Genomic DNA, 22,049 nt, shown 5'->3' on the forward strand with positions numbered 1-22,049 from the left:
CGAAGTCGGTCACAGCCACTCGTTGATGGCGGCGAGATGGATGGTGGCCTGGTAGCGCACGGCGAGCTTGTCGAAGCGGGTGGCCACGGCCCGGTTGCGCTTGAGTCGGTTGATGCCGCACTCCACGGCGTGACGTTGCTGGTAGAGGTGGGGATCGAAGGCTGGTGGCCGGCCGCCCTTGGATCCCTTGGCTCGCCGGTGGGCGTCTTGGTCGGCTTTGCTCGGGATCGTCGCGGCGATGCCCCGTCGGCGCAGGTAGGCCCTGTTGGCTTTCGACGTGTACGCCTTGTCGGCCAGGACGCGGTCCGGTCGGGTCCTCGGGCGGCCTGTGAGCAGGCGGGGAACGCGGATGGCGGCCAGGACCGGGATGAACTGTGGGCTGTCGCCGCGGTGTCCGGCGGTCAGCACGACGGCGAGGGGTTTCTGTCCCTGCTCGCAGCCCAGGTGCAGCTTCGTGGTCAAACCGCCGCGGGAGCGGCCGAGGGCGTGATCAGCCGGCTCAACCGTGACACCGCCGGGTGGTTCGGCCTGCAGATCCCCCTTTTCCTCGCCCCGGCAGCGTGCTGATGGGCGCGGGCGCTGGTCGAGTCCACGGACACGTCCCAGGTGATCCGCCCGGCTGCATCAGCCACGGCCTGCAACGCAGTCAGCACCTGCTTCCAGGTCCCATCGTGTTGCCACCTGCGGAACAACGCGTACACCGCCGACCAGGAGCCGTACTGCGGAGGCACGTCCCGCTACGAGGCGCCCACCCGGATCCGCCACCGGATCCCGTCGATCAGCTGCCGTCTGCTCCACAACGACGGTCGACCCGGCCGTTTCGGCGCTGGCAGCAGCGGCTCCAGCGTCGCCCACTGCGCGTCGGTCAGGTCGAACCGCCTCGTCACCGCGAGGGTGTCCACGAGGTCTCCGGTGGTCGCCGGTTTTTCTTGGTCGTTAAACCATCTACCGGAGGCCTCGCCATATCTCGATCTCCGACACGCGAAGATCCTCAAGCCCGATCAAACCCTGGCACCGCCTTCAACACAGGCCCTAGTGTCTCGTGTATGGCCCTGACGCAGTACTTCGTCGCCATGAGCATCGATGGGTACATCGCCGAACCCGCCGAACAGCTCGACTGGCTTTCCCAGTTCAGCAACCTGGAGGGCAAACGGCGGCGCTACGAGCGGTTCTTCGACGAGGTAGGTGCGATCGCGATGGGGTCGCGGTCGTACGAGTTCATTTGTCGCCACAACGCCCCCTGGTTCTATGGTGACCGGCCTACCTGGGTCTTTACGCATCGCACCCTGCCCCACCACGATGGCGCTGACCTTCGTTTCACCGCTTCAGACGTAGCCGACGTGCACCCGCAGCTGGTCGAGGCGGCCAAGGGAAAGAACGTATGGATCCTCGGCGGTGAAAAGCTTGCCACCCAGTTCGTGCAGGCCGACCTCGTCGACGAGCTGCACATCGGCGTCGCGCCAGTCCTGGTCGGCTCCGGCACCCGACTGTTGCATGCGAGGGCATTCACCCCGTGGACCTTGGCTGAGACCAACCAGTACGGTTCGTTCCTTGCGTTGCGCTACATCGCGCCAGGCCGTCCCGGCTGACCGCCCTCACCCGCTGATAGCGATCACTGACGCACGTAGATACCTCATCGCGGCCACGGAGACTTTGATACAGGCCCTAGGAGCCCCATGTTCGTCGAGGCGCGCACCCGGCCGGTGCTCGCCGAGGTATGTCGTCTTCTCGGCTACCCCGACTCGAACGCGGCTCTGCTGCGGCACCACACCAACGCCGTCTACGCCGTCGGGGACATCGTCATCAAGATCGCCCCTGGCGACCAGGACCTGAACCGGGTGCGCGCGATGGTGACCGTGGTCGACTGGCTGGTGGACCAAGATTTCCCCACGGTCGGCCTTCACCCGGGCCTGTCCCAGCCGCTAGAGGTGGGCGGGCACGCCGTTACGGTCTGGCAGCGTCTGGACCCGGCACACGACGACCCGATCACCGTCTCCGAGCTCGGAAGCCTTCTCCGGGATCTGCATGCCCTTCCTGCTCCACCCGTGCCATTGCCCGTGCTGCGGCCGATCCGTGGCATCGAGCGATCCGTGATCCGTTCGGAGATCCTGAACGGTAAGGAACAGGATCTGCTGCTGGGCCGGCTCGAGACGCTGGCCGCCGGCTGGGAGACGATGCGGTTTCCCCATGGCACAAGCCTGATCCAGTCAGATCCGCAGATCCGCAACGCGCTCCGGCGTTTCGACGGCACGCCCGTACTCGCCGACTGGGACGGCGCCGCCCTCGGGCCTCGCGAGTGGGACATTGCCACGGTCGCTGTCCACTGCCGCCGGTTCGATCCGCCCGGTCCCGAGGCGTTCGCCGGCTTCACCGCCGCCTACGGCTGGGATGCCACATGTTGGCCGAGGTTCGAGGAGCTGTGCCAGCTCCGCGAACTACAGATGATCGCCACCAACGCCCGCAAGTCCCGTCCCGGGACCGACGCCGCCGACGAGGTGCACCACCGGATTGCAGGACTTGTCCACGGCGGGCCGGAGCTCCGCCGCTGGCACATCCTCTGAGTCTCGTAGGGACGGGGTAGTACCGCCTGTCCTCTTCATATCGACCGAGTCGACCACAGGAGGCCCACCGTGGCCCACCACGCTGGGTCTGTCTCGGGCCCGTGCCGCCCGCGATCGTGGACGTCAGGAACACGTCGGCGGAACGGTCCAGGATCATCCTGATCCCATGGCGCCGGCGGGTCAGCGGCAATCGCCAGGGAGAACCAGATGGACGTGTCGATCGGCGACAGTTCGGAATGCGACCCGACGCACCGGCAAGTGCTCGCGCCGGACACTCCGTCGACCGTCCGGGTGAATCCCCGCCTGCGTACCGCCATGAGGGCTGCGCGGGTGGGTGATCGGCGGTCTGCTCCCAGCCGCCGTGGTGCGGCGGGCTCGCCCTTCCCCTGGCGGGCCCGCCGCTCATCGCTGCTGGTGGGGGTGACGGCATGACGGTGTACGTCTCGCGTAACGCCATGGCCAGCCAGTCCCGGCGCCCCGAGCCTAGGGGGACGGCCTCGGCGGGGCAGGTGGGGCCCGCTGATCCGCCGCTGCTCACCTTCGTGTGGCGTCGGCTGTTCGAGCAGCAGGCCCGCGAGGGCGGTCGCCGGTGACCGGGCCGCAGCGCCGTTTTGCGGCGAACCGGCTCGCGCCAGCCGAGGTGGAACATCTGCCGATGCGCCCGCTGTGGTTGTGCCGCCGGTGCGGGCAGCCGTGGCCCTGCGGCGCAGCGAAGCTCGCGCTCCTAGCCGAGTACCGCGAAGTGCCGGTGAGCCTGTTCCTCTACCTGGCCGGCTGCCTGCACGAGGCGATCGACGACCTGTACCGGCTCAATCCGAGCGTCACGGGCAGCGCCGCCGACATGTTCGACCGGTTCCTCGGCTGGCCTGTTCGCCACACCCACGCCTACCGCGTCACTACCCCCACGGACTTCAGGATCGAGGAGGCCCCCTCGTGAACGGCATCGGCCTCATCAACGCCACCGGCCAACCGGCGGTCGCCGGCAGCTTCCACACCCTGGTCGTGCAGCCGACGAGCTTCTGCAACCTCGACTGCACCTACTGCTACCTGCCCGACCGGAGATCCCTGCGCCTGATGAGCGGCGCGGTCGCGCAGGCCTGCGCCGAGTCGATAGCCCAGCAGAACAGCAGTCATCCGGTGAGCGTCGTGTGGCACGGGGGCGAACCCACCGCCACACCCATCGGGCTGTTCCGGGACCTGTTGGCCCCGTTCGAGGAGCTGCGGCGCGCAGGGCTGGTGCGTCACGAGATCCAGACGAACGCGACGCTGATCAACCGCCAGTGGTGCGAGCTGTTCACCACCTACGGGTTCGAGGTCGGGGTCAGCATCGACGGACCGGGCGCGTTGAACCGCAACCGCCTCGACCGGGCCGGCAACCCGACAGACGCCCGGACCCTGCGCGGCATGCACACGCTGGCCGACGCGGGGCTGCGGTACTCGGTGATCTGTGTGGTCACCCCGGAAACCATCGACCACGCGGACGCCCTTGTCGACTTCTTCACCGGCCTACCTGGCTGCGAGTCGGTGGGCTTCAACATCGAAGAGCAAGAGGGCGCCGACCGGGCGCCGGTGTCGGAGGATGCCGCGTACCGGTTCTGGCAGCACCTCATCGCACGTCGCGTCGGCGGCAGTCCGCTGCGGATCCGCGACGTGGACCGGCTGGCCGACTACCTTGCCGCCACCCGCGCCGGGATGCGTCGACCACGAGCCGTACGAGCCGATCCCGACCGTCTCCTGGGATGGGCAGGTCGTGCTGCTGTCACCGGAACTCCTCGGCATCACCGAGCCGCGATACGGCGACTTCATCGCCGGCAACGTCCTCCACCAGCCGATCACGGCCATGCTTGCCCGCGCCGGCGACCTGGACTACGTCGCCGAGTTCGTCACGACCCTTAACGACTGCGCCGACCACTGCGCCTTCTGCGACTTCTGCCGGGGTGCCCAGGCCGGCAACCGCTACTTCGAGCACGCGACGTTCACCGCCCGCGAGACCATCTACTGCCGGACCACCCGACAGGCCCTCGTCCGTGCCGCCGCGGACCACCTCACCCCTCACGGAGGAGCACCATGACCGACGCTCTTGCGATCCTCGTCAACGCCGCGCCCGAGCAACTCGCCCACCTCGGCGTCGACCCGCAGCGGTCGGTAGCGTCGATCGACGCGGCGAAGTTCGACAACCGCCCCACCTGGGCCAACAAGGGTAAGTTCGACAGTCGACCCGGCTGGGACAACTGGAACAAGAAGAAGTAGCCCCACCACGGGACGCGCGGGGTGACGTGCCCACCCCGCGCCACACAGGTTGAGGACACATGCGCACCACCACGATCGGCGACGTGAAGGTCCTGCTGCCGGACCTCGAACCGGACGACCTCGACACCACGACGGACCTGGCCGACCGGCTCATCGAGGCATTCGTTAACGGTGCGGCGTGGCGCGGCTCGCACCTCGAGGACGTCAGCGTCCGTAGCAGCCTGATCACCGGCGTGGACCTGAGTGAGAGCACCTGGGAAGCCGGCAGCCTCTACGGCTGCGAGATCACCCGCACCGACTTCTCCGGAGCGACCCTGACCGGCATCACCATCGAACGCTGCGCGATCACCGGCTCCCGGTTCACCGGCACCAGACTCACCGACGTACGCCTCAAGGACGTCCTGTTCGACGGCTGCCGCTTCGACTACGCCACCCTCCAGCGTGTCGCCGCTGCCGGCTCGGTCGCCTTCACCGATTGCACCCTCACGCACGGCGCGTGGTCTTCCTGCCGACTACCGCGCGTCGCGCTGCGGTCGTGTGACCTCGCCGGACTGGAACTGGACTCCTGCCACCTCGACGGCGCCGATCTGCGAGGCAACCGCCTCCACGGTCTCAAGACGCCGCTGGAAAACCTGCGCGGTGTCACGCTCGGCGAGGACCAACTTCCTGACCTCACCCAGCTGACCGTCGCCGACCTCAACCTTGCCGTCCGCAAAGACTGATGACGAGGGCCTTGGTCCGGCTACTCCGACCGAGGGCCTTTCGTCATGCCTGCTCCGACGAGGCAGCCTGGCAGACCCCGGGCCCATCGACGGACGGACGGGACGGATCATATTCTGACCCGTCGAAGGAGGCCGTCGTGTCCGCCACCCGGAGCGTACTCACCCCGGCCACCTCGGCCGGTCCAGCCGGCCTGCGCCCCCGCGCCTGGACCGCGCTGATCGTGCTCGGACTCGTCGGGCAGATGGCCTGGACCATCGAGAACATCTACCTGAACCTGTTCGTGTACGACACGATCACCGACGACCCCAACGTGATCGCCACGATGGTCGCCGCCAGCGCCGCGACCGCCACTGTCGCCACCCTGCTGCTAGGCGCCCTCTCCGACCGGACCGGCCGGCGCAGGTCGTTCATCGCCGGTGGCTACCTGCTGTGGGGTGTCTCCACCGCCGCCTTCGGCTGCCTGACCGTGGGTTTCGTGGAGGACATCGCGCCCGTCGCGAACGTCGTGCTCGTCACGGCGATCGCGGTCATCACCCTCGACTGCCTGATGTCCTTCCTCGGCTCTGGGGCCAACGACGCGGCGTTCCAGGCGTGGGTCACCGACGTGACCGAGCCGGCGAACCGCGGCCGGGTCGAGTCGGTGCTCGCCATCATGCCGCTGGTCGCGATGCTGTTGATCTTCGGCGGGTTCGACGGGCTAGCCCGTACCGGGAACTGGCAACTGTTCTTCGTGATCAGCGGCGCGATCATGGCCGTGGCCGGAGTGCTGGCCTGGTTCCTGGTCGAGGACAGCCCGTCACTCGTCCGGCACGAGGGCGGCTACCTGCGCGCCGTTGTCCACGGCCTGCGCCCGGCCGCCATCCGGGCCAACCCGGGGCTCTACCTCGCCCTGGCGGCCTGGTCGATCTGGGGGATCTCCACGCAGGTGTTCCTGCCGTATCTGATCATCTACCTGCAGCGGTACCTGAGGATCGAGGGGTACGCCGTCGTCCTGGCCGTCGTCCTCGTCACGGCGTCGGTGGTCAGCGTGGTCAGCGGGCGGCTCATCGACCGCGTCGGCAAGGTGCGCTTCCTGCTGCCGGCGGTCGTGGTCTACGGCACCGGCCTGGCGCTGATGTTCTTCGCCCGCGGCATGGTTCCCGTGATCGCCGCCGGGATCGTGATGATGTCGGGCTTCATGCTCGTCCTCGCCCCGATCGGCGCCATCGTGCGCGACTACTCGCCACCGGACCGGGCCGGCCATGTCCAGGGGCTGCGGATGGTCTTCGCCATCCTCGTCCCGATGCTCGTCGGCCCCTACCTCGGCGCTGCCGTGATCACCGGCGCCGGCGAGGTCTACGAGGATCTCGGCGTGGTGAAGCAGGTCCCGACGCCGGGCATCTTCCTCATGGCGCTGGCCGTGCTGGTCCTCATCGCGGTGCCGGCCGTGGCGCTGCGGCGGCGGGAGCAGGAGGCCCGGGCATGACGCTGCTGACCCCATGGGGTGCCACGCTCGACGCGGAGCGTGTCCTGCCCGAGTATCCCCGCCCGCAGTTCGCCCGGGACAGCTATCTCAACCTCAACGGCCGGTGGGAGTACGCGATCACCGGTTCGGCCACCGAGCCCGAACGCTACGACGGCGAGATCATCGTGCCGTTCTCCCCGGAGTCCACGCTCTCCGGCGTCGGGCGACAGCTCCAGCCGGGCGAGACGCTCTGGTACCGCCGTCCGCTGACACTGCCGGCGGGCTTCCACGCTGCCGGCTCGCGGCTGCTGCTGCACTTCGGCGCGGTCGACCAGACCTGCCAGGTCTACCTGAACGATGTTCCGGTCGGCGACCACACCGGCGGGTATCTGCCGTTCACCTGCGACATCACCGACGCGCTCCGCGAGGACGCCAACGTCCTGGTCGTGGCGGTCCAGGACGACAGCGACACCGGCCACCACTCCCGGGGCAAGCAGCGGCTGCGCCGCGGCGGCATCTGGTACACCGCCCAGTCCGGCATCTGGCAGACGGTGTGGGCCGAGAGCGTGCCCGCCGTGCACCTGCGAAGCCTCACCCTGACTCCGCTCCTCGACGAGCGGTGCGTCGAGGTGACAGCGCACGCGACGGCGGATGCCGGCGACGCCGGCATCCGGATCCTGGCCGACGGGATCGCGGTGGCCGAGGCCACCGCGCCGGTCGGCGTGGCCGTGCGCATCCCGATGCCCGAGGTACGGCAGTGGAGCCCCGAGGATCCGTTCCTCTACGACGTCACCGCCGAGCTGGGCGCGGATCGGGTCCGCAGCTATTTCGGCATGCGCTCGTTCGGTGTCGGGCCGGACGGGGACGGCGTGCCCCGGCTGCTGCTCAACGGCCGGCCGTACTTCCACGCCGGGATCCTCGACCAGGGCTACTGGTCGGACGGCATGTACACGGCGCCCTCCGACGAGGCGATGATCGCCGACATCGCCACCATGAAGCGGCTCGGGTTCACCATGCTGCGCAAGCACATCAAGATCGAGCCGCTGCGCTGGTATCACCACTGCGACCGGCTGGGGATGCTGGTCTGGCAGGACATGGTCAACGGCGGCAGCAGTTACCACCCGCTGGTCGTCACCGCGCCGGCGGTGACGCCGCTGCGGCTGCCCGACCGGGGCCGGTGGCGGCGCTGGTTCGGCCGTGCCGACGCCGGCGGACGGGACCGGTTCCGGGCCGAGCTGCGCGAAACCGTCGAGCATCTGCGCAACGTGGTGAGCCTCGCCGTGTGGGTGCCCTTCAACGAGGGCTGGGGGCAGTTCGACGCGGCCCGGATCGCCCGCGACGTCGCGGGACTCGACCCCACCCGCACTGTCGACCACGCCAGCGGCTGGCACGACCAGGGCGGGGGCGACCTGCGCAGCCTGCACGTCTACTTCCGCCGCTTCCGGGTGCCGCGGCGACGCGGCGACCGCCGGGTGCTGGTGCTGTCGGAGTACGGCGGCTACAACCTGCGCGTCGACGGGCACGCGTTCAGCCGCAAGGATTTCGGCTACCGGCGGTGCCGGAGCGCCGAGGACCTGGCGGAGGCGTTCACGCGGCTGCACACCGAGCAGATCGTGCCCGCGATCCGGGCCGGTCTGAGCGCGACCGTCTACACCCAGCTGTCCGACGTGGAGGACGAGCTGAACGGTCTGCTCACGTACGACCGGCGCGTGGTCAAGCTTCCCGAGGAAGTGGTCCGGCAGGTCAACGAGCGGCTGCGTCACCAGCGGTTCTGAGCTTCCTCCGCCCAGCCGACCAGGCCGTCCAGAGCCACCCGCTCGCCGTCGTCCGCCTGGGCCCAGCCGGAGAAGTGCCCGAAGCACTGGTGGGTCTCACTGGCCACGACGCCGAGGTTGGTGCGGGAGACCTTCTCGTGGAACGGGTGGAACTCCACCTCGACGCGATCACCGCTGATCCGCCACGGCCGCAGCCAGTCGCGGCGGTCGTAGCTCCAGCATAGTTCGGCACCGAGCTTGTTCAGCCGGCCGCCGGTGAACAGCGCGTTCTCGGTCGAGCCGGTGCCGTCGGTCCACTTGCCGCCGAGCTGGATCGACACGTCCGGTCCGCTGCCCGCCGCCCAGTTCCACGTGATCGCGTACGGCCATCTGCCCCGGCCGTGGTCGAGCACGGCGAACGAGTCGTCCTCGGCCACTGTGTGCGTCGTGCCGTTCACCCGCAGCGAGCCGCGCACCGGGCGGCCGACGTCCTTGACCGTGTACTGGAACCGGCGGGTGCTCCACGGGACCACGACGCCGAGCGACTCGTGGCCGGGCGGGAGCGGCACCACGAGGTCGATCTCGATGCCTGGTGCGGTGGCACGAATCGTGCTGCCCTCGGCGGTCTGGTCGATGTCGATCGACAGACCGCCCCCGCCTGCGTACACGGTTCCCGCGCCGCTGACCGGCGGCATGACGACGCCACGGGCGAACGGGACCACGACGTCCTTGCTGGTCTCGATTTTCGTGGCGCGGTCGAGCACGTAGACGCCGTGCACCCCGGCGTAGTCCAGCGACGACGCGACTAGGCCGACGATGTGGGTCGGCGTCACGATCCCCCAGTACTCCCAGCGCTTGGCTCTTCCCCAGCCGCGCAGGTTCGCGCGGTGCAGCGGCCGGCGGGTCCAGCCGACCGCGGCGGGGTTGAGCCGCCCGTCCGGCATGCACAGGTCGACCGGCTCGACGATCTCCTTCTCGTGCGTCACCGGGGGAGCGTAGCGACCGCCTCAGTAGTCGATGTTGATGGCGGCGACCTGCCGGCTGCCGTTGAACACGATCGCGGGGCCGGCGAAGCGGGAGCTGGCGTACGTCAACGCCGTCTTGTGGCCCGGGCTGTTGAACCATGCCTCGATCATCTGCTCCGGCGAGGAGTTGCCCGACGACGCGAACAGGACCTCGTGGCCGCAGTGCTGCAGGCCGCTCGCGTTCAGGTTCTGCCGCACGCAGGACTCCGCCTCCCGGTGCTGCGCCGCGCCGAGCTTGACCTCGGTCAGCCCGAGCGCGCGACGCCGCTCGTTGAGCAGCACCAGCAGCCGCCGTTCCGCTGCTGACAAGCCGCTGGACGTGGCGGTGGACTTGGCCGGCGACGGGGTCGGCTTTGGCGACCTGCTGGGCTTCGCCGACCTGCTCGGGGTGGGGCTCGGGAGGGCGGCGGTCGGGGAGGCGACAGGGGAGGGCGTGAGCGCGGGAGCGGTGGGCTCGGTCGCGGGCTGCGAGGCTGCCACGCTCGCCGGCTGCTGCTTCGACCCGCTCGGGTAGTTGGCGAGGATCAGACCACCCCCGCCGAGCACGGCGACGGCGGCGACGACGCCGACCAGGGACTTGGACAGGGAGAGCCCGGACCTCGCTCCGGCCGCCACGGCGTGCGTACCCGCCGGGGCGGCGGGCGACACGGAGGCGACGGCGTGCAGCTTCTGCGTGACGTCCGAGGCGAGTGCGGCCGGGGGCGGCGTGAGCGCCAGGCCGGCGAGCAGCCGCTCGGCGGGGACCAGGTCGGATGCCGCGTCCGGGCAGTGCGCGCAGTCCCGGAGGTGCCGCGCGAACCGCTTGCGCCACAGCGGCGCCGGCTGACCGTTCCAGCCCGACGCGGTGTCGCGCAGGCCGGCGCAACCGGGCCGGGCGGTGAGGGCTCGTACCACCAGCCGGGCGGTGTCCAGTTGCGCCTTCATCCGGGCCACCCGGACAGTCACGTGGTGTGGCTCCAGGCGCAGGGCGTCGACCAGATCGGCGCGGGTGAGGTGACCGGCCTCGACCAGCCACCACAGGGACAGCAGGTGGCGGTGGTCGTCGTCCAGCCAGCGCGTGGCCAGCACGACCTCCCGGCGCTGGTCGGAGAGGTGGAGCTGGGTCAGGGTCAGATCCTCGAAGTCCGAACCCGGGTCGATCACGTTGTCGATGTCCTCCGGCGGCGCCGGTGTGGTGTGCCGGTGCCGCATGTAGGTGCGGATCTCGTTCATGGTGACGGCGACCAGCCAGGACCGGAAGAGCTGCGGCTCGCGGACGCCCGGCAGCCCTCGCACGACGTTCACCATCGCGTTCTGCACCACGTCGTCGACGTCGGACGACCGGTTCAGCACCCGGCCCACGATGTTGTAGACAAGCGGCAGACAGTGCGAGACCAGCTCGTCGAGCGCCGCCTGGTCGCCGCGGCGGGCCGCGTCCACCACCGCCGACATGTCGGCCCTGCCTGGGTACGCGTGATAGGACACGCTCACAACCTCGCCTTCACGGAACGATCTCGTACACCCGTGGAGACTGTCCGGTAGGTGGCCGAGTCACACAAAGTGCGTGAGATGTCGGAGGACTCGGCTACGTTCTCCGCCATGCCATTGATCACAGTCACCGACGAGGTCGTCGGAGCGCCGAGCGGACCCGCGTGGACCATGGAGGTTTTCGAGGAGACAGTACGTCTCGACGAGCTGATCCGCCGTCGGGTGTTCCTCGAGGTCGCCGAGTCCGGCGCGGACGCCGACCCCGAGGAGCGGACGCGGATGACTCTCGACGCGTTCGGCCGCAACGGTTTCGTGGTGCTCGTCGACGACCGTCAGGTGACCGAGCTGGACGAGGAGGTCCGCCTGCACGCGGGCGCCCGGGTCACCTTCCTCAAGCTCGTCCCGCTGGTGGGTGGCTGATGGACACGTACGACCCGGAGCCGGCACTGCGCGACATCGTCACCACCGTCAGAGGCTGGCGTGAGCGCAACGACCAGACCTTCAACGAGCACTCTCGACAGAGTTTCGTCGACCGGGTGGTGACGGTGTGCGGCTGGGCGCCGGCCGGCAGGGTTCCGGCGCTGCTCGCCGCGCTCAACGACGCGCACGGCCCCTACGATCCCGCTCCGCCGCAGGTCGAGCTGCTGTCGGAGGCCACGCGGCAGGCCGAGTCGGTCGCCACGGCTGTGGCCGACCTGGCCGGTGACGACGCGGATCACGACCGCCGTGCCGCCGCCGCGCTGACAGTGGTCGGCCGTCTGCCGCGGCGGCCGCACCGGCCCGAGAGCCCGTGGGACCGGGCCCGGGCTGAGGCGTGGCGCCGGGCGGAGGAACTCATTGCCGCACAACCGGCGCCGGTACGGCAGGTGGTGTTCGACGCGATGACGGTGCCGGGGGAGGACCACAACGGGCAGGGCACGCTGATCCGTGCCGTGCGCTTCGGCGGCGGGCTCGACGGCGCGGCCTGGCTGGACCGGCTGGGCGGCCAGGCATGGTTGGGCTTCGGTGGCTGGAGTACGCATCTCATTCGGTTCACCTGGGAGTCCATCCAGGCGGAGGCGGCGGCGGGGCGGGTGAACCCGGCGGCGCTGGCGACCTGGCGCCGGACCCGGATCGAACGTCCGCTGAGCGACATCAGCGACGAGGCCCACCGGATGTGGCCGATCCCCAACGTCGGTGAGCAGTGGGCCGACCGCGCCGTCGCGGACATCGAGGCGATGCCGGAGGGCCGCCGGTCCGCGTGGCAGGCGCTGCTGGCCCACTGTCCGGTCGAGGCGGACAAGGCGAAGCCGACGGCGGGCTGGCGCAAGCAGGCCCGGTCGCTGCTCGACGCGGTGGGCGCCGACGAGTTCACCGCTCGGCTCGACGACTGGCTCCCACTCGTGGGGCAGGCGCGCACCCTGCCGCTGCGAATGACCACGTGCTGTCCCGGCCACATCGCTGATGTTCCGCCGCGGACGATCGACCGCTACAACGTCGGGCTGCTGTGGGGGCTGATCTGGATGCGGGCGATGTGTCCACCGTCGCAGGAGACGCTGCGCAGCCTCGGCCAGATCGCGGAACGGGCCGCCCGCAAGATCCCCGGGCACGGGCCGGCGAGCCCGAAGCTGGCGAACGTCGCGGTCGCGGCGCTCGTCGGCACCGATCACCCCGCCGCCCTCGCCCAACTGGCCCGGCTGTCGTCGCGGCTGACCTACAAGAGCACACTGCGACTCGTCGAGAAAGGGCTGACGCGGCACGCCGAGGCGCTCGGCGTCAGCCGGGAGGACGTCGAGGAGATGGCCCTGCCCGGCTTCGGGCTGCCGCTGGCGGACAAGCTGGGCGACTGCTCGTACGAGCTGGAGGTGCGGGGCGTCGACGCCGTAGTGGTGTGGCGCAACGCCGACGGCAAGGTGGTCAAGACGCCACCGGCGCAGGTGCGCAGGGACCACGGCGACGAGGTGAAGGAGCTGAAGGCGACAGTCACCGACGTCGCCGCCACGCTCGTCGCCACCCGCGACCGCCTGGAAGGGCTGCTGCGGCGGGACCGTTCGTGGACGGTCGAGCAGTGGCGTGAAAGGTTCCTCGATCACCCGCTGGCCCGCACCCTGGCCCGGCGGCTCGTCTGGACCGTCGACGGCGTCGCCTGCTGCTGGGCCGGTGAGGCGCTGCGGACAGTGGACGACAGGGTCTTCGAGCCCGCGGCGGACGCGACGGTCCGGCTGTGGCACCCGGTGCGCGACCCGGCCGCGGTCGGGCTGTGGCGGGACTTCCTGACCCGGCACGCGATCACCCAGCCGTTCAAGCAGGCGCACCGGGAGCAGTACCTGCTCACCGACGCGGAGCGGGCCACCGGCACGTACTCCAACCGGTTCGCCGCGCACATCGTCCTCCAGCACCGCCTCAACGCGTTGCTGTCCCGCCGCGGCTGGTCGTACGTCCAGCACCGCAACGACGGGGCCTCCTACCGCCTGCCCTGGCTGGCCCTGCCGGACTGGGGGCTGCGCGTCGAGCTGGGCGTCGCCGGGATCGAGGATCGGGACGACGGCGTGTTCGACACGATGGGCACCGACCAGATGTGGTTCGTCCGGGGGGAGCGCCTGCCGGTTGCGCTGGCGGAGGTTCCGCCGGTGGTGCTGAGTGAGGCGATGCGCGACGTCGATCTGTTCGTGGCCGCGGCCGGGGTGGGCGCCGACCCGAACTGGTACGACGGCGGCCCCGCCGGCCGGTACCGCGACTACTGGTCGCAGAGCAGCTTCGGCGAGCTGACCCCGACCGGCCGGACGCGCCGGGACGTGCTGGCGGAGCTCATCCCCCGGCTGGCCGTCGCCGGCCGCTGCACCCTCACCGACAGGTTCCTTGAGGTACGCGGCGACCTGCACACGTACCGCATCCACTGCGGCTCGGGCAACATCCTGATCGCGCCGGACGAGCGGTACCTGTGCATCATCCCGGACTCGGCGAAGGCCAAGGAGCCGGAGATGTTCCTACCGTTCGAGGGCGACAACCGGCTCACCGAGATCATCAGCAAGGCGTTGCTGCTTGCCGCCGACAAGAAGATCAAGGATCCGGTGATCCTGCGCCAGCTGTGAGGCGGCCGGCGGGCGCCGGGCCCAGGGTCAGCTCGGCGCCCGCTTCGGCAGCAGCAGCTCCTCGTGGTCGAGTTCGCGTTCCAGCACGCGCAGCTCCTCGTCCGGGAGCCGGCCGGAGTCGCGCCACCGCAGCAACTCCTCGCGCTGTGCCTCCAGCGCGGTCCGGTGGACCCGCAGCGCCGTCTCGTACTCGGGTGAGGTGGGCAGCTCCGACGATCCGCTCTGCTGGAGGAGGTCGAGCCGCCCCCGGTAGCGGGCCAGCCGGGTCAGCAACTGGGCGCGGGTGGTGTTGACTGCCACCCGCGTGTCCGGCTCCTCGGCGGCGACGGTGTCGAGGCGGGCCAGGGCGGCCTCGACGGCGGCGGAGCGGGCCTCGTTGCGTACCCGCGCCTGGTCGGCCTCGTCGGCGCGCAGGCCGAGCATCCGCACGAGCGGCGCGAACGTCAGGCCCTGCCCGACGAGCGTCACCAGCACGACCACGAAGGTGCAGAACAGCAGCAGGTCGCGGTCGGGGAACGGGTCTCCGCTGTTTGTGGTGAGGGGCAGCGTGAAGATGGCGGCCAGACTGATCACGCCCCGGGTGCCGGACCAGCTCAGCGCCACCACCTCGCGTGCGGTCAGCCCGCGGGCGTTGCGCTCGGCACGCCCGGCTCGAAGCGCCCCGCCGGGCGTGTCGGTGTCGTCCTGTTCGGCGACGCCGCCCAGCCGGGTGTGCAGCGACCGGGGGAGCCACTGGGTCAGGATCAGCCAGGCCGGGCGCAGGAGCAGGACCACGCCGACGGATACGGCGACGGCGATGACGATGGTCGACGTGTCGTACTGGCGCAGACCCCGCATGACGGCGGGGAGCTGCTGGCCGATGAGCAGGAAGACGAAGCCTTCGAGGAGGAAGTCGACGAGTCGCCACACGGCGTTGGTCTGGAGACGGGCTGCCCCGGACCCGAACTGGGGCGTCTGGTGGCCGACGATCAGGCCGGCGACGACCACTGCGAGTACGCCGGAGACGTGCAGCGCCTCGCCGAGGAGGTAGGCCACGAACGGTGTCGCGAGCGAGATCGCGTTGGACAGCAGCGGGTCCGCGGTGAGCGGCCGGACCAGCCGTTTGGCCCGGGCGACGACCACACCCACAGCGATCCCGCCGGCCGCGGCGAGCACGAACTGCCCGACCGCGGCGTGGAACGAGAACTCGCCGCCCACGGCGGCTGCCACCGCGACGCTGAGCATGGTCAGCGCGGTGGCGTCGTTCAGCAGCCCTTCGCCCTGGATGATCGTGACCATCTTCGGCGGCAGGTTGACCCGGCGGCCCACGGCCAGGGCGGCGACCGGGTCGGGCGGGGCGACGGCGGCGCCGACCGCGATGCCTGCGGCCAGGGTCGCGCCGGCGACGAACAGGTGGAACCCGACGCCGACGAGCAGTCCGGTGAGGAGCACCAGCACCACGGAGAGGCTGACCACGATCCGCAGGTTGCGGCGGATGTCCAGCAGCGACGAGTCGAGCGCGGCACTGTAGAGCAACGGTGGCAGCACGACCATGAGCACGAGGTCGGGATCGAGGTCGACGTTGGGGCCGGGGAGCAGCGCGTACGCGATGCCGATGAGGGGCAGAAGCGCCGCCGCCGGTAGACCGCTGCGCGCCGCCACCCACCGCACGGCGATGACGACCGCGACGGCGGCGAGCACGAACAGCAGTGTCGAATGGGTGCTCACCCCGACCGACCTTACCCGTTTTCGCGAGCGTCGTTCGGTGGGGTGGGGCCCGGGCCGGCGAGGCGTTGACCAACTCGTGGTGTGAACGCTAACATGCCTAACGTTTGATAGACGTGTGTCTATCTGGAGGTGGGTCGGTGTCCAGCAGGATGAGCGGAGAACATGTGGCGTGGCGACGGATGGCGTCGGCGGCGGTGGCCGCGATGGTGACGGCGTTCGCGCTGACCGTCCCCGCCGCGCCAGCCCGGGCGGCGACCGCCCTCACCGTCAACGGCGCCTCCGGCGGCCGCGCGCTCGACGGAGTCGGCGCGGTCAGCGGCGGCGGCGGAAACAGCAGACTCCTGATCGACTACCCGGAGCCGCAGCGCAGCGACATCCTCGACTACCTGTTCAAGCCGGGTTACGGCGCCGCGATGCAACTGATGAAGGTGGAGATCGGCGGCGACACCAACTCCACCTCCGGCGCCGAGCCCAGCCACGAGCACACCCGGGGCAGCGTGAACTGCAACCGGGGCTACGAGTGGTGGCTGATGGAGCAGGCGCGGGCGCGGAACCCCGCCATCGCCCTGGTCGGTCTGGCTTGGGGAGCGCCCGGCTGGATCGGCAACGGCAACTTCTGGTCCACCGACTCGATCAACTACCTCGTCGGGTGGCTGGACTGCGCGGCGACGCACGGACTGACCATCAACTACCTCGGCGGGTGGAACGAGAAGGGCTACAACACCACCTGGTACAAGAACCTGCGCTCCACACTCGACTCCCGCGGCTACGGCAACGTGAAGATCGTCGCCTCGGACGACTTCGGGTGGGGTGCCGCCGACGACTCGCTGCGGGACCCGGCGTTCGCCAACGCGGTGCAGGTCTTCGGCAGCCACTACGTCTGCGGCTACCGCAGCGCCCAGACCAGTTGCCCCAGCTCCGCCAATGCGATCTCCACCGGCAAGCAGCTGTGGGCCAGTGAGAACGGCTCCGACGACTACAACGCCGGCGCGTCGGCCCTCGCCCGGGGCATCAACCGCGGCTACCTCGACGGCAAGATGACCGGGTACATCAACTGGCCGGTGATCGCCGCCGTCACCCCCAACATTCCCTGGGCGACCACCGGCGTGGCGGTGGCGCAGCAGCCGTGGTCCGGCGCCTACTCGATCGGCAGGAGCACCTGGGTGATGGCGCACACCACCCAGTTCACGGCGCCGGGCTGGCGCTATCTCGACTCGTCCAGCGGCTACCTGGGGGGCAACCGCGGCAACGGCAGCTATGTCTCGCTGAAGTCCACGAACAACAGCGACTGGAGCACCATCATCGAGACGCAGGACGCCGGCTCGGCCCAGCAGCTCGACGTCACCGTCACCGGCGGGCTCTCCGCCGGCACGGTGCGCGTGTGGGCGACGAACCTCAGGTCCAACAACAGCGCCGAGCACTTCGTCCGGGGCGCCGACATCACACCGAACGGCGGGCGCTTCTCGCTCACCGTTCAACCCGGCTACGTCTACAGCATCACCACCACGAGTGGGCAGGGGAAAGGCACGGCTGTCAGTCCGGCCCAGGGCACCCTGGATCTGCCGTACCGCGACAACTTCGACAGCTATGCCACCGGGCGCGAGGCCCGGTACCTGATGGACCAGCAGGGCTCGTTCGAGATCGTCGGCTGCGGCGGCGGCCGGACCGGACAGTGCGTCCGCCAGATGTCCGAGCAGGCGCCGATCTACTGGACGTCCGGCCAGGCCGAACCGTACGCCCTGCTGGGCGATCTGACCTGGCGCAACTACACGGTCTCCTCGGACGTGCTGCTGGAGAAGCCCGGCTACGCCCAGCTCATCGGCCGCGGCAACACCTACAACCACCAGGGCCCGCAGAACCTCAACGGCTACTACTTCCGGGTCACCGACGGCGGCGCCTGGTCGATCCGGAGCAACAACACCAGCGGCAACTGGCGCACCCTGGCCAGCGGCAACACCGCGGCGCTGGGCACCGGACGCTGGCACAACCTCTCGTTGAAGCTCAATGGCAGCACCCTCACCGCGGCGATCGACGGCACCACCGTCGGCACCGTGTCGGACTCCGCCTGGGTGGCCGGCCAGATCGGGTACGGCACCGGCCAGGGCGTCACCGCCCAGTTCGACAACCTCGAGATCACGCCGGGCGACGGTTCCAGCGGCCCGACCGGAGAGGTGCGCAGCGCGAGCGCCAACCGCTGCCTCGACGTCAACGGCGCCAGCCAGGCCGACGGCGCGGTCGTGCAGATCTGGGACTGCAACGGTGGGCCCAACCAGCAGTGGACGGTCGGCACGAACAACCAGCTCACCGTGTACGGCAACAAGTGCCTCGACGTCCCAGGCACCGCGTCCGGCAGCCGCGCGCGGATCATGACCTGCACCGGCGGCAGCAACCAGCAGTGGCGGATCAACGCCGACGGCACCATCGTCGGGGTCGGCTCGGGTCTCTGCCTGGACGTCAACGGGCAGGGCACCACCAACGGCACCGCGGTGCAGATCTGGACCTGCAACGGCGGCAACAACCAGCGGTGGGTACGCGGCTGACCCGCAGCGCGCGCTGACCCGTCTTTCCCGTCGCCGACCCGGCCGCCCGCAGCGGTGGCCGGGTCGGCGCTCGAGCGCGCGTCAACTGCGGGTTGACGCCATCCGATCGTCAACCTATTGTTGACGCATGGAGGAGACCGAACCGCACAAGATGACCCATCCGGTACGCCTCGACGACCTCATCGACGGCATCAAGAAGTCGCGCACCGGCGCGCTCGACCAGTTGGCCGACGCGGTCCTCGTGGCCGACCACCTGGGCGACGTCGCCGACCACCTCATCGGGCACTTCGTCGACCAGGCGCGCCGCTCCGGCGCCTCGTGGACGGAGATCGGCCGCAGCATGGGGGTGAGCAAACAGGCCGCCCAGAAGCGTTCCGCCGCCAAGGCGGAGACAGCCGCCGCGCTCGACCCGAACGCCGGGTTCGGCCGGTTCACTCCGCGCGCCCGCAACGTCGTGCTGGCCTCGCAGGAGGAGGCGCGGGCCGCCGGCAACGCCGAGATCACCCCGGGGCACGTCGCGCTCGGGCTGCTCGCCGAGCCGGAAGGGCGGGCCGCCGCCGCGATCGTGGCTCGGGGCGTACGCCTGGAGCGGCTGCGGGAGGTCGTCACCGCGACGCTGCCCGCGAAGGCCGACCCGGTTCCGGACCTGATCCCCTACGACGCGCGCGCCAAGAAGGTCCTGGAGCTGACGTTCCGGGAGGCGCTGCGGATGGGCCACCACCACGTCGGTACCGAGCACATCCTGCTCGCCCTGCTGGAGGAGGAGGGCGACGGCGGCGTGCTGCGCAGGGCCGGCCTGGAGAAAACCGCGCTGGAATCGGCGTTCGAGACGGCGCTGGCCGAGATCAACCGGGAAGGGGCCTGACGTCGCACCGGGCACGCGTCACGGGGGCGCGTGCCCGGGACGCGGGTGTCAGGCGGCGGTGGGGAAGCCGTACCGGGCGGCGTGCTCCGGGTCGGCGGGGTCGACCTGGCGGATGCCGGCGTCGGCGAGGCGCTTGTTCACCTCGTCGAGGTGTTCCCGGACCAGCCGGGCCTCCTCCTCGGTGACCCGGCCGCGATGCGGCCGTCCGGCGTGCTCGATGGTGCCGTAGTCGGTCTTCTCGGTGGCGCGCCGGGCCTTGGGCGGCTTGACCCGCTCGGCGGTACGCAGCAGTTGTGCCATCGGCACGTCGGTCGCCATCGCGTCGAACTCGCCGGCGGTCAGCACCACGCGGCGCGGCTCGCCGTGGCCGTGCCGGTCGTGGATCTCCACCACCGCGACGTCCAGCGCCGCGTCGTCGATGCTCTCCACCTCGACCGGGGTGGCGTCGAGCTGCACGGGGCCGGCGACCAGGTCCGGGTGCTCCAGGACGACGACCTTGACCACCTCGTCGTCGGGGCTCAGCACCCGACCGGTGAAGTCGGAGACGTGGATCGTCTTCTTGCCCATGCGCGGAGCTTCTCCTGTCGTAGGCCGGAAATCGGACCACAAGACGCTACCGCACAGGTGTGCGAAGGCTGGTACGCCGCCCAGCCGGTGTGTCGTCCGCCTTCTAGAGGCTGCCCTTCGGGGCGACCCACTCGGCGGGCTGGCCGGTGAGCGCGGCGATCCGGTCGTAGTCGGCGTCGTAGTGCAGGACGGTGGCACCGTGCAGCTCCGCTGTCGCCGCGATGATCAGGTCGGGCAGCCGGAAGTTGCGGTGCTGGCTCTCCGCGGCCAGCAGGCGGTGCACCGTCAGGGCACGGTCCATCGCCTCGGCGGTGACGTCCAGCCAGCGGTGACCCCGCAATGCCTGCCACAGGATCTCGTAGCCCTTGGGTGTCGGGGCGTTGTTCAGATACTCCAGCGAGGTCATCTGGCACGCGGCCAGACGGCCCTCGGCCAGGAGTGTCTCGAAGCGCTTCCGGACGATCTGGTGGCGGCCCTGAAGCACGTACACCGAGGTGTCGGCGAGGTAGACGCGCCCGGCCATCAGGCTGCGGCCTCGCCCTCGCGCGCCCGCTCGGCGAGCCGGCTCAGGTCGCGTCCGCCGCCGTAACGCCAGCCCTCCTCCGAATCGGTGAAGTCCATCTCCACCTGGTCGAAGGCGGCGACGATCTCCTTGGCCTGCCGCCTGACGGCGAACGCGTGCAGCGCGGCGTTGATGGTGGCGACCTTGGTGTCGGTGCCCAGCACCTCGCGTGCCGACTCCAGCCATTCATCGTTCACGTCGACGGTGATGCGAGTCATGCCCTCGAACGTACACCACGGCTCGTTGCCGGGGAGCACCAACTTAAACGCGATCCTGGTGCGTCAGCCGGTCGCGGAGCCGTGCCAGGCGGCGGCCGGCTGGGCATTCACCTCGGCCCAGGAAGTAGCCCGGTCGCGGGCCTCGCGGTATGCCGGCTGCGCCGGAAACCGTCCGGCGTCTGCGGCGGCCCGCCAGCGGCGCTCCGCGCCCTGCTGGAATCGGTCATTCGGTTCGTGAGGCATGACCACTACCGTCCCAGAGAAACTTGTACATGTATGGAAATGGATGTGACGCAGGGTCGATGCCGTCGGTTCCGCGAAGCGCCGGAATCCTGCGACCGGTGGCGGAAGCGGGAATCGGCACCCGTCGCTGGCGTGCCGACCCTCTACCCGTCGGCCGCGCGTCTCAACCGCCGGCGCGATCGGCCGATTCCGCAGACATGGGTGCGGCGGCACGGCGTACCATGATCACGTGCTCGACCGGCGGGTCTTCCTTCATCTGGCGACCTGGTTGGGGCAGTGGCCGGCGGGCCCCGGGCTGCACGTGGTCCGGTCCTACCGCCGCGCCCTCCCGGCCTGGGACGGGCGGCTGCGCCCGGCCCTCGCGGTGACCGCGGACGGCAGCACCGTCCTCTCGGTGGCCGCCGACCGGGTGGAGGCGGTACGGGCGCTGGTGCGCGACCGGCCGCTCGACGAGTGGCTGCCCGCGCTGCCGGGCGCGGTCGGCACGCCCGAGTTCATCACCCACACCTCGGTCCTGCGCTGGTGCACCGACCCGGCACCGCTGCCCGAGGCGGGGGAGTGGGTGCCCCCCACGCTGTCCGGGTTGCCGCCGTGGCTGCGGCTGTTCGACCGGGAGGTGCTGGTGGTCCGGGGCGCCGACGGCGAGTACCGGGCCGGCGTGGGGATCAAGCGGCACGACGCGTACGGGCACGAGCTGGCGGTGGGCACGGTGCCGGCGGCGCGCGGGCGCGGCCTGGCCCGGCGGCTGGTCGCGGAGGCCGCGCGCCGGGTGCTGGACGAGGGGGCGATCCCCACCTACCTGCACGACCCCGGCAACGCCGCGTCCGCGCGGGTGGCCGAGGCGGCCGGGTTCCCGGAGCGGGGCTTCACCGCGTTCGGCGTCTTCCCGCGCTGACCGGGGTGGGCCGGCCGGGCGAGCGGCCCGGCGCGGACCGTGGATCCCGGGCCGGATCCACGGTCCGCAGCTCTTCCCCAGGCCCGGCATCGGTAACGCTATGTTTAGTGCCGGTGGTGAACAAGGGGTGCGTCATTGTCCGGTTACGGACTCTCAC

The 22,049-nt window shown here is 70.5% G+C and carries 19 protein-coding genes and 2 pseudogenes; 14 read left to right on the plus strand and 7 right to left on the minus strand.

Going from position 1 to position 22,049, the window contains the following annotated elements:
- Positions 1-9: 9 nt before the first annotated feature.
- Positions 10-887: pseudogene (locus tag ACFYON_RS03810) on the minus strand (IS5 family transposase).
- Between the two features lie 159 nt (positions 888-1,046).
- Here ACFYON_RS03810 and ACFYON_RS03815 point away from each other — a divergent pair.
- From ACFYON_RS03815 to ACFYON_RS03855, 9 genes and pseudogenes are all read left to right on the plus strand, one after another.
- Positions 1,047-1,589: a dihydrofolate reductase family protein gene (locus ACFYON_RS03815; protein WP_184683655.1), complete on the plus strand. Its 543-nt coding sequence runs from the start codon at positions 1,047-1,049 to the stop codon at positions 1,587-1,589.
- An 87-nt stretch (positions 1,590-1,676) separates the two neighbouring features.
- Positions 1,677-2,561, plus strand: a complete 885-nt coding sequence (locus ACFYON_RS03820; RefSeq protein WP_354874175.1) for a phosphotransferase — start codon at positions 1,677-1,679, stop codon at positions 2,559-2,561.
- Between the two features lie 428 nt (positions 2,562-2,989).
- On the plus strand, positions 2,990-3,154 hold the full coding sequence (gene amcA / locus ACFYON_RS03825; protein ID WP_354874173.1) for a multiple cyclophane-containing RiPP AmcA: 165 nt from the start codon (positions 2,990-2,992) through the stop codon (positions 3,152-3,154).
- A complete protein-coding gene (locus ACFYON_RS03830) occupies positions 3,151-3,498 on the plus strand; it encodes a hypothetical protein (RefSeq protein WP_354874171.1) in 348 nt (115 codons plus the stop codon). The genes amcA (ACFYON_RS03825) and ACFYON_RS03830 overlap by 4 nt, the downstream gene beginning before the upstream one ends.
- Positions 3,495-4,632, plus strand: a pseudogene (amcB, locus tag ACFYON_RS03835) (cyclophane-forming radical SAM peptide maturase AmcB). Before ACFYON_RS03830 ends, amcB begins: the two are co-directional and overlap by 4 nt.
- Positions 4,629-4,811, plus strand: a complete 183-nt coding sequence (gene amcA, locus ACFYON_RS03840) for a multiple cyclophane-containing RiPP AmcA (RefSeq protein ID WP_354874169.1) — start codon at positions 4,629-4,631, stop codon at positions 4,809-4,811. Before amcB ends, amcA (ACFYON_RS03840) begins: the two are co-directional and overlap by 4 nt.
- 59 nt (positions 4,812-4,870) lie before the next feature.
- Positions 4,871-5,533, plus strand: coding sequence for a pentapeptide repeat-containing protein (locus tag ACFYON_RS03845; protein ID WP_354874167.1), 663 nt, complete (start codon positions 4,871-4,873; stop codon positions 5,531-5,533).
- A 137-nt stretch (positions 5,534-5,670) separates the two neighbouring features.
- On the plus strand, positions 5,671-6,999 hold the full coding sequence (locus tag ACFYON_RS03850) for an MFS transporter (protein WP_354874165.1): 1,329 nt from the start codon (positions 5,671-5,673) through the stop codon (positions 6,997-6,999).
- Complete coding sequence (locus tag ACFYON_RS03855) at positions 6,996-8,753, plus strand: sugar-binding domain-containing protein (protein ID WP_354874163.1); 1,758 nt, start codon at positions 6,996-6,998, stop codon at positions 8,751-8,753. Before ACFYON_RS03850 ends, ACFYON_RS03855 begins: the two co-directional genes overlap by 4 nt.
- Here the strand turns inward: ACFYON_RS03855 and ACFYON_RS03860 are convergent.
- Both ACFYON_RS03860 and ACFYON_RS03865 read right to left on the minus strand, forming a co-directional pair.
- A complete protein-coding gene (locus ACFYON_RS03860) occupies positions 8,738-9,718 on the minus strand; it encodes a DUF2804 domain-containing protein (protein WP_355015221.1) in 981 nt (326 codons plus the stop codon). The two genes, ACFYON_RS03855 and ACFYON_RS03860, sit on opposite strands and share 16 nt — an antisense overlap.
- A gap of 21 nt (positions 9,719-9,739) precedes the next feature.
- On the minus strand, positions 9,740-11,221 hold the full coding sequence (locus ACFYON_RS03865) for a sigma-70 family RNA polymerase sigma factor (protein WP_387320533.1): 1,482 nt from the start codon (positions 11,219-11,221) through the stop codon (positions 9,740-9,742).
- Positions 11,222-11,335: 114 nt separating this feature from the next.
- Between ACFYON_RS03865 and ACFYON_RS03870 the strand changes: the two genes are divergently transcribed.
- A complete protein-coding gene (locus ACFYON_RS03870; RefSeq protein WP_355015223.1) occupies positions 11,336-11,644 on the plus strand; it encodes a hypothetical protein in 309 nt (102 codons plus the stop codon).
- Entirely contained in the window at positions 11,644-14,295 is a 2,652-nt protein-coding gene (locus tag ACFYON_RS03875; protein ID WP_387320535.1) for a DUF4132 domain-containing protein, read from the plus strand. Before ACFYON_RS03870 ends, ACFYON_RS03875 begins: the two co-directional genes overlap by 1 nt.
- Positions 14,296-14,322: 27 nt before the next feature.
- Here ACFYON_RS03875 and ACFYON_RS03880 read toward each other — a convergent pair whose 3' ends face one another.
- Positions 14,323-16,002, minus strand: coding sequence for a Na+/H+ antiporter (locus tag ACFYON_RS03880; protein WP_355015225.1), 1,680 nt, complete (start codon positions 16,000-16,002; stop codon positions 14,323-14,325).
- Positions 16,003-16,151: 149 nt separating this feature from the next.
- Here ACFYON_RS03880 and ACFYON_RS03885 point away from each other — a divergent pair, with 149 nt between their 5' ends.
- The gene (locus tag ACFYON_RS03885) at positions 16,152-18,542 is read left to right on the plus strand and encodes a ricin-type beta-trefoil lectin domain protein (protein ID WP_387320537.1); all 2,391 of its coding nucleotides are present in this window, start codon (positions 16,152-16,154) and stop codon (positions 18,540-18,542) included.
- Positions 18,543-18,669: 127 nt separating this feature from the next.
- Positions 18,670-19,407 (plus strand): Clp protease N-terminal domain-containing protein, encoded by a 738-nt coding sequence (locus tag ACFYON_RS03890; RefSeq protein ID WP_354874149.1) that lies wholly within the window; start codon positions 18,670-18,672, stop codon positions 19,405-19,407.
- A gap of 48 nt (positions 19,408-19,455) precedes the next feature.
- Here ACFYON_RS03890 and ACFYON_RS03895 read toward each other — a convergent pair whose 3' ends face one another.
- The 3 genes from ACFYON_RS03895 to ACFYON_RS03905 all read right to left on the minus strand — a co-directional run bounded on the left by ACFYON_RS03895 (position 19,456) and on the right by ACFYON_RS03905 (position 20,754).
- Complete coding sequence (locus ACFYON_RS03895) at positions 19,456-19,974, minus strand: hypothetical protein (RefSeq protein ID WP_354874147.1); 519 nt, start codon at positions 19,972-19,974, stop codon at positions 19,456-19,458.
- Positions 19,975-20,077: 103 nt separating this feature from the next.
- Positions 20,078-20,497, minus strand: a complete 420-nt coding sequence (locus ACFYON_RS03900; protein ID WP_354874145.1) for a PIN domain nuclease — start codon at positions 20,495-20,497, stop codon at positions 20,078-20,080.
- Positions 20,497-20,754, minus strand: a complete 258-nt coding sequence (locus ACFYON_RS03905; protein ID WP_354874143.1) for a type II toxin-antitoxin system VapB family antitoxin — start codon at positions 20,752-20,754, stop codon at positions 20,497-20,499. The genes ACFYON_RS03900 and ACFYON_RS03905 overlap by 1 nt, the downstream gene beginning before the upstream one ends.
- A 472-nt stretch (positions 20,755-21,226) precedes the next feature.
- On the opposite strand from ACFYON_RS03905, the gene ACFYON_RS03910 reads away from it, so the two are divergent.
- Positions 21,227-21,892: a GNAT family N-acetyltransferase gene (locus ACFYON_RS03910; protein WP_387320539.1), complete on the plus strand. Its 666-nt coding sequence runs from the start codon at positions 21,227-21,229 to the stop codon at positions 21,890-21,892.
- Positions 21,893-22,049 lie beyond the last annotated feature (157 nt).

This window comes from Micromonospora sp. NPDC005686, assembly GCF_042871665.1.
GTDB lineage: Bacteria > Actinomycetota > Actinomycetes > Mycobacteriales > Micromonosporaceae > Micromonospora.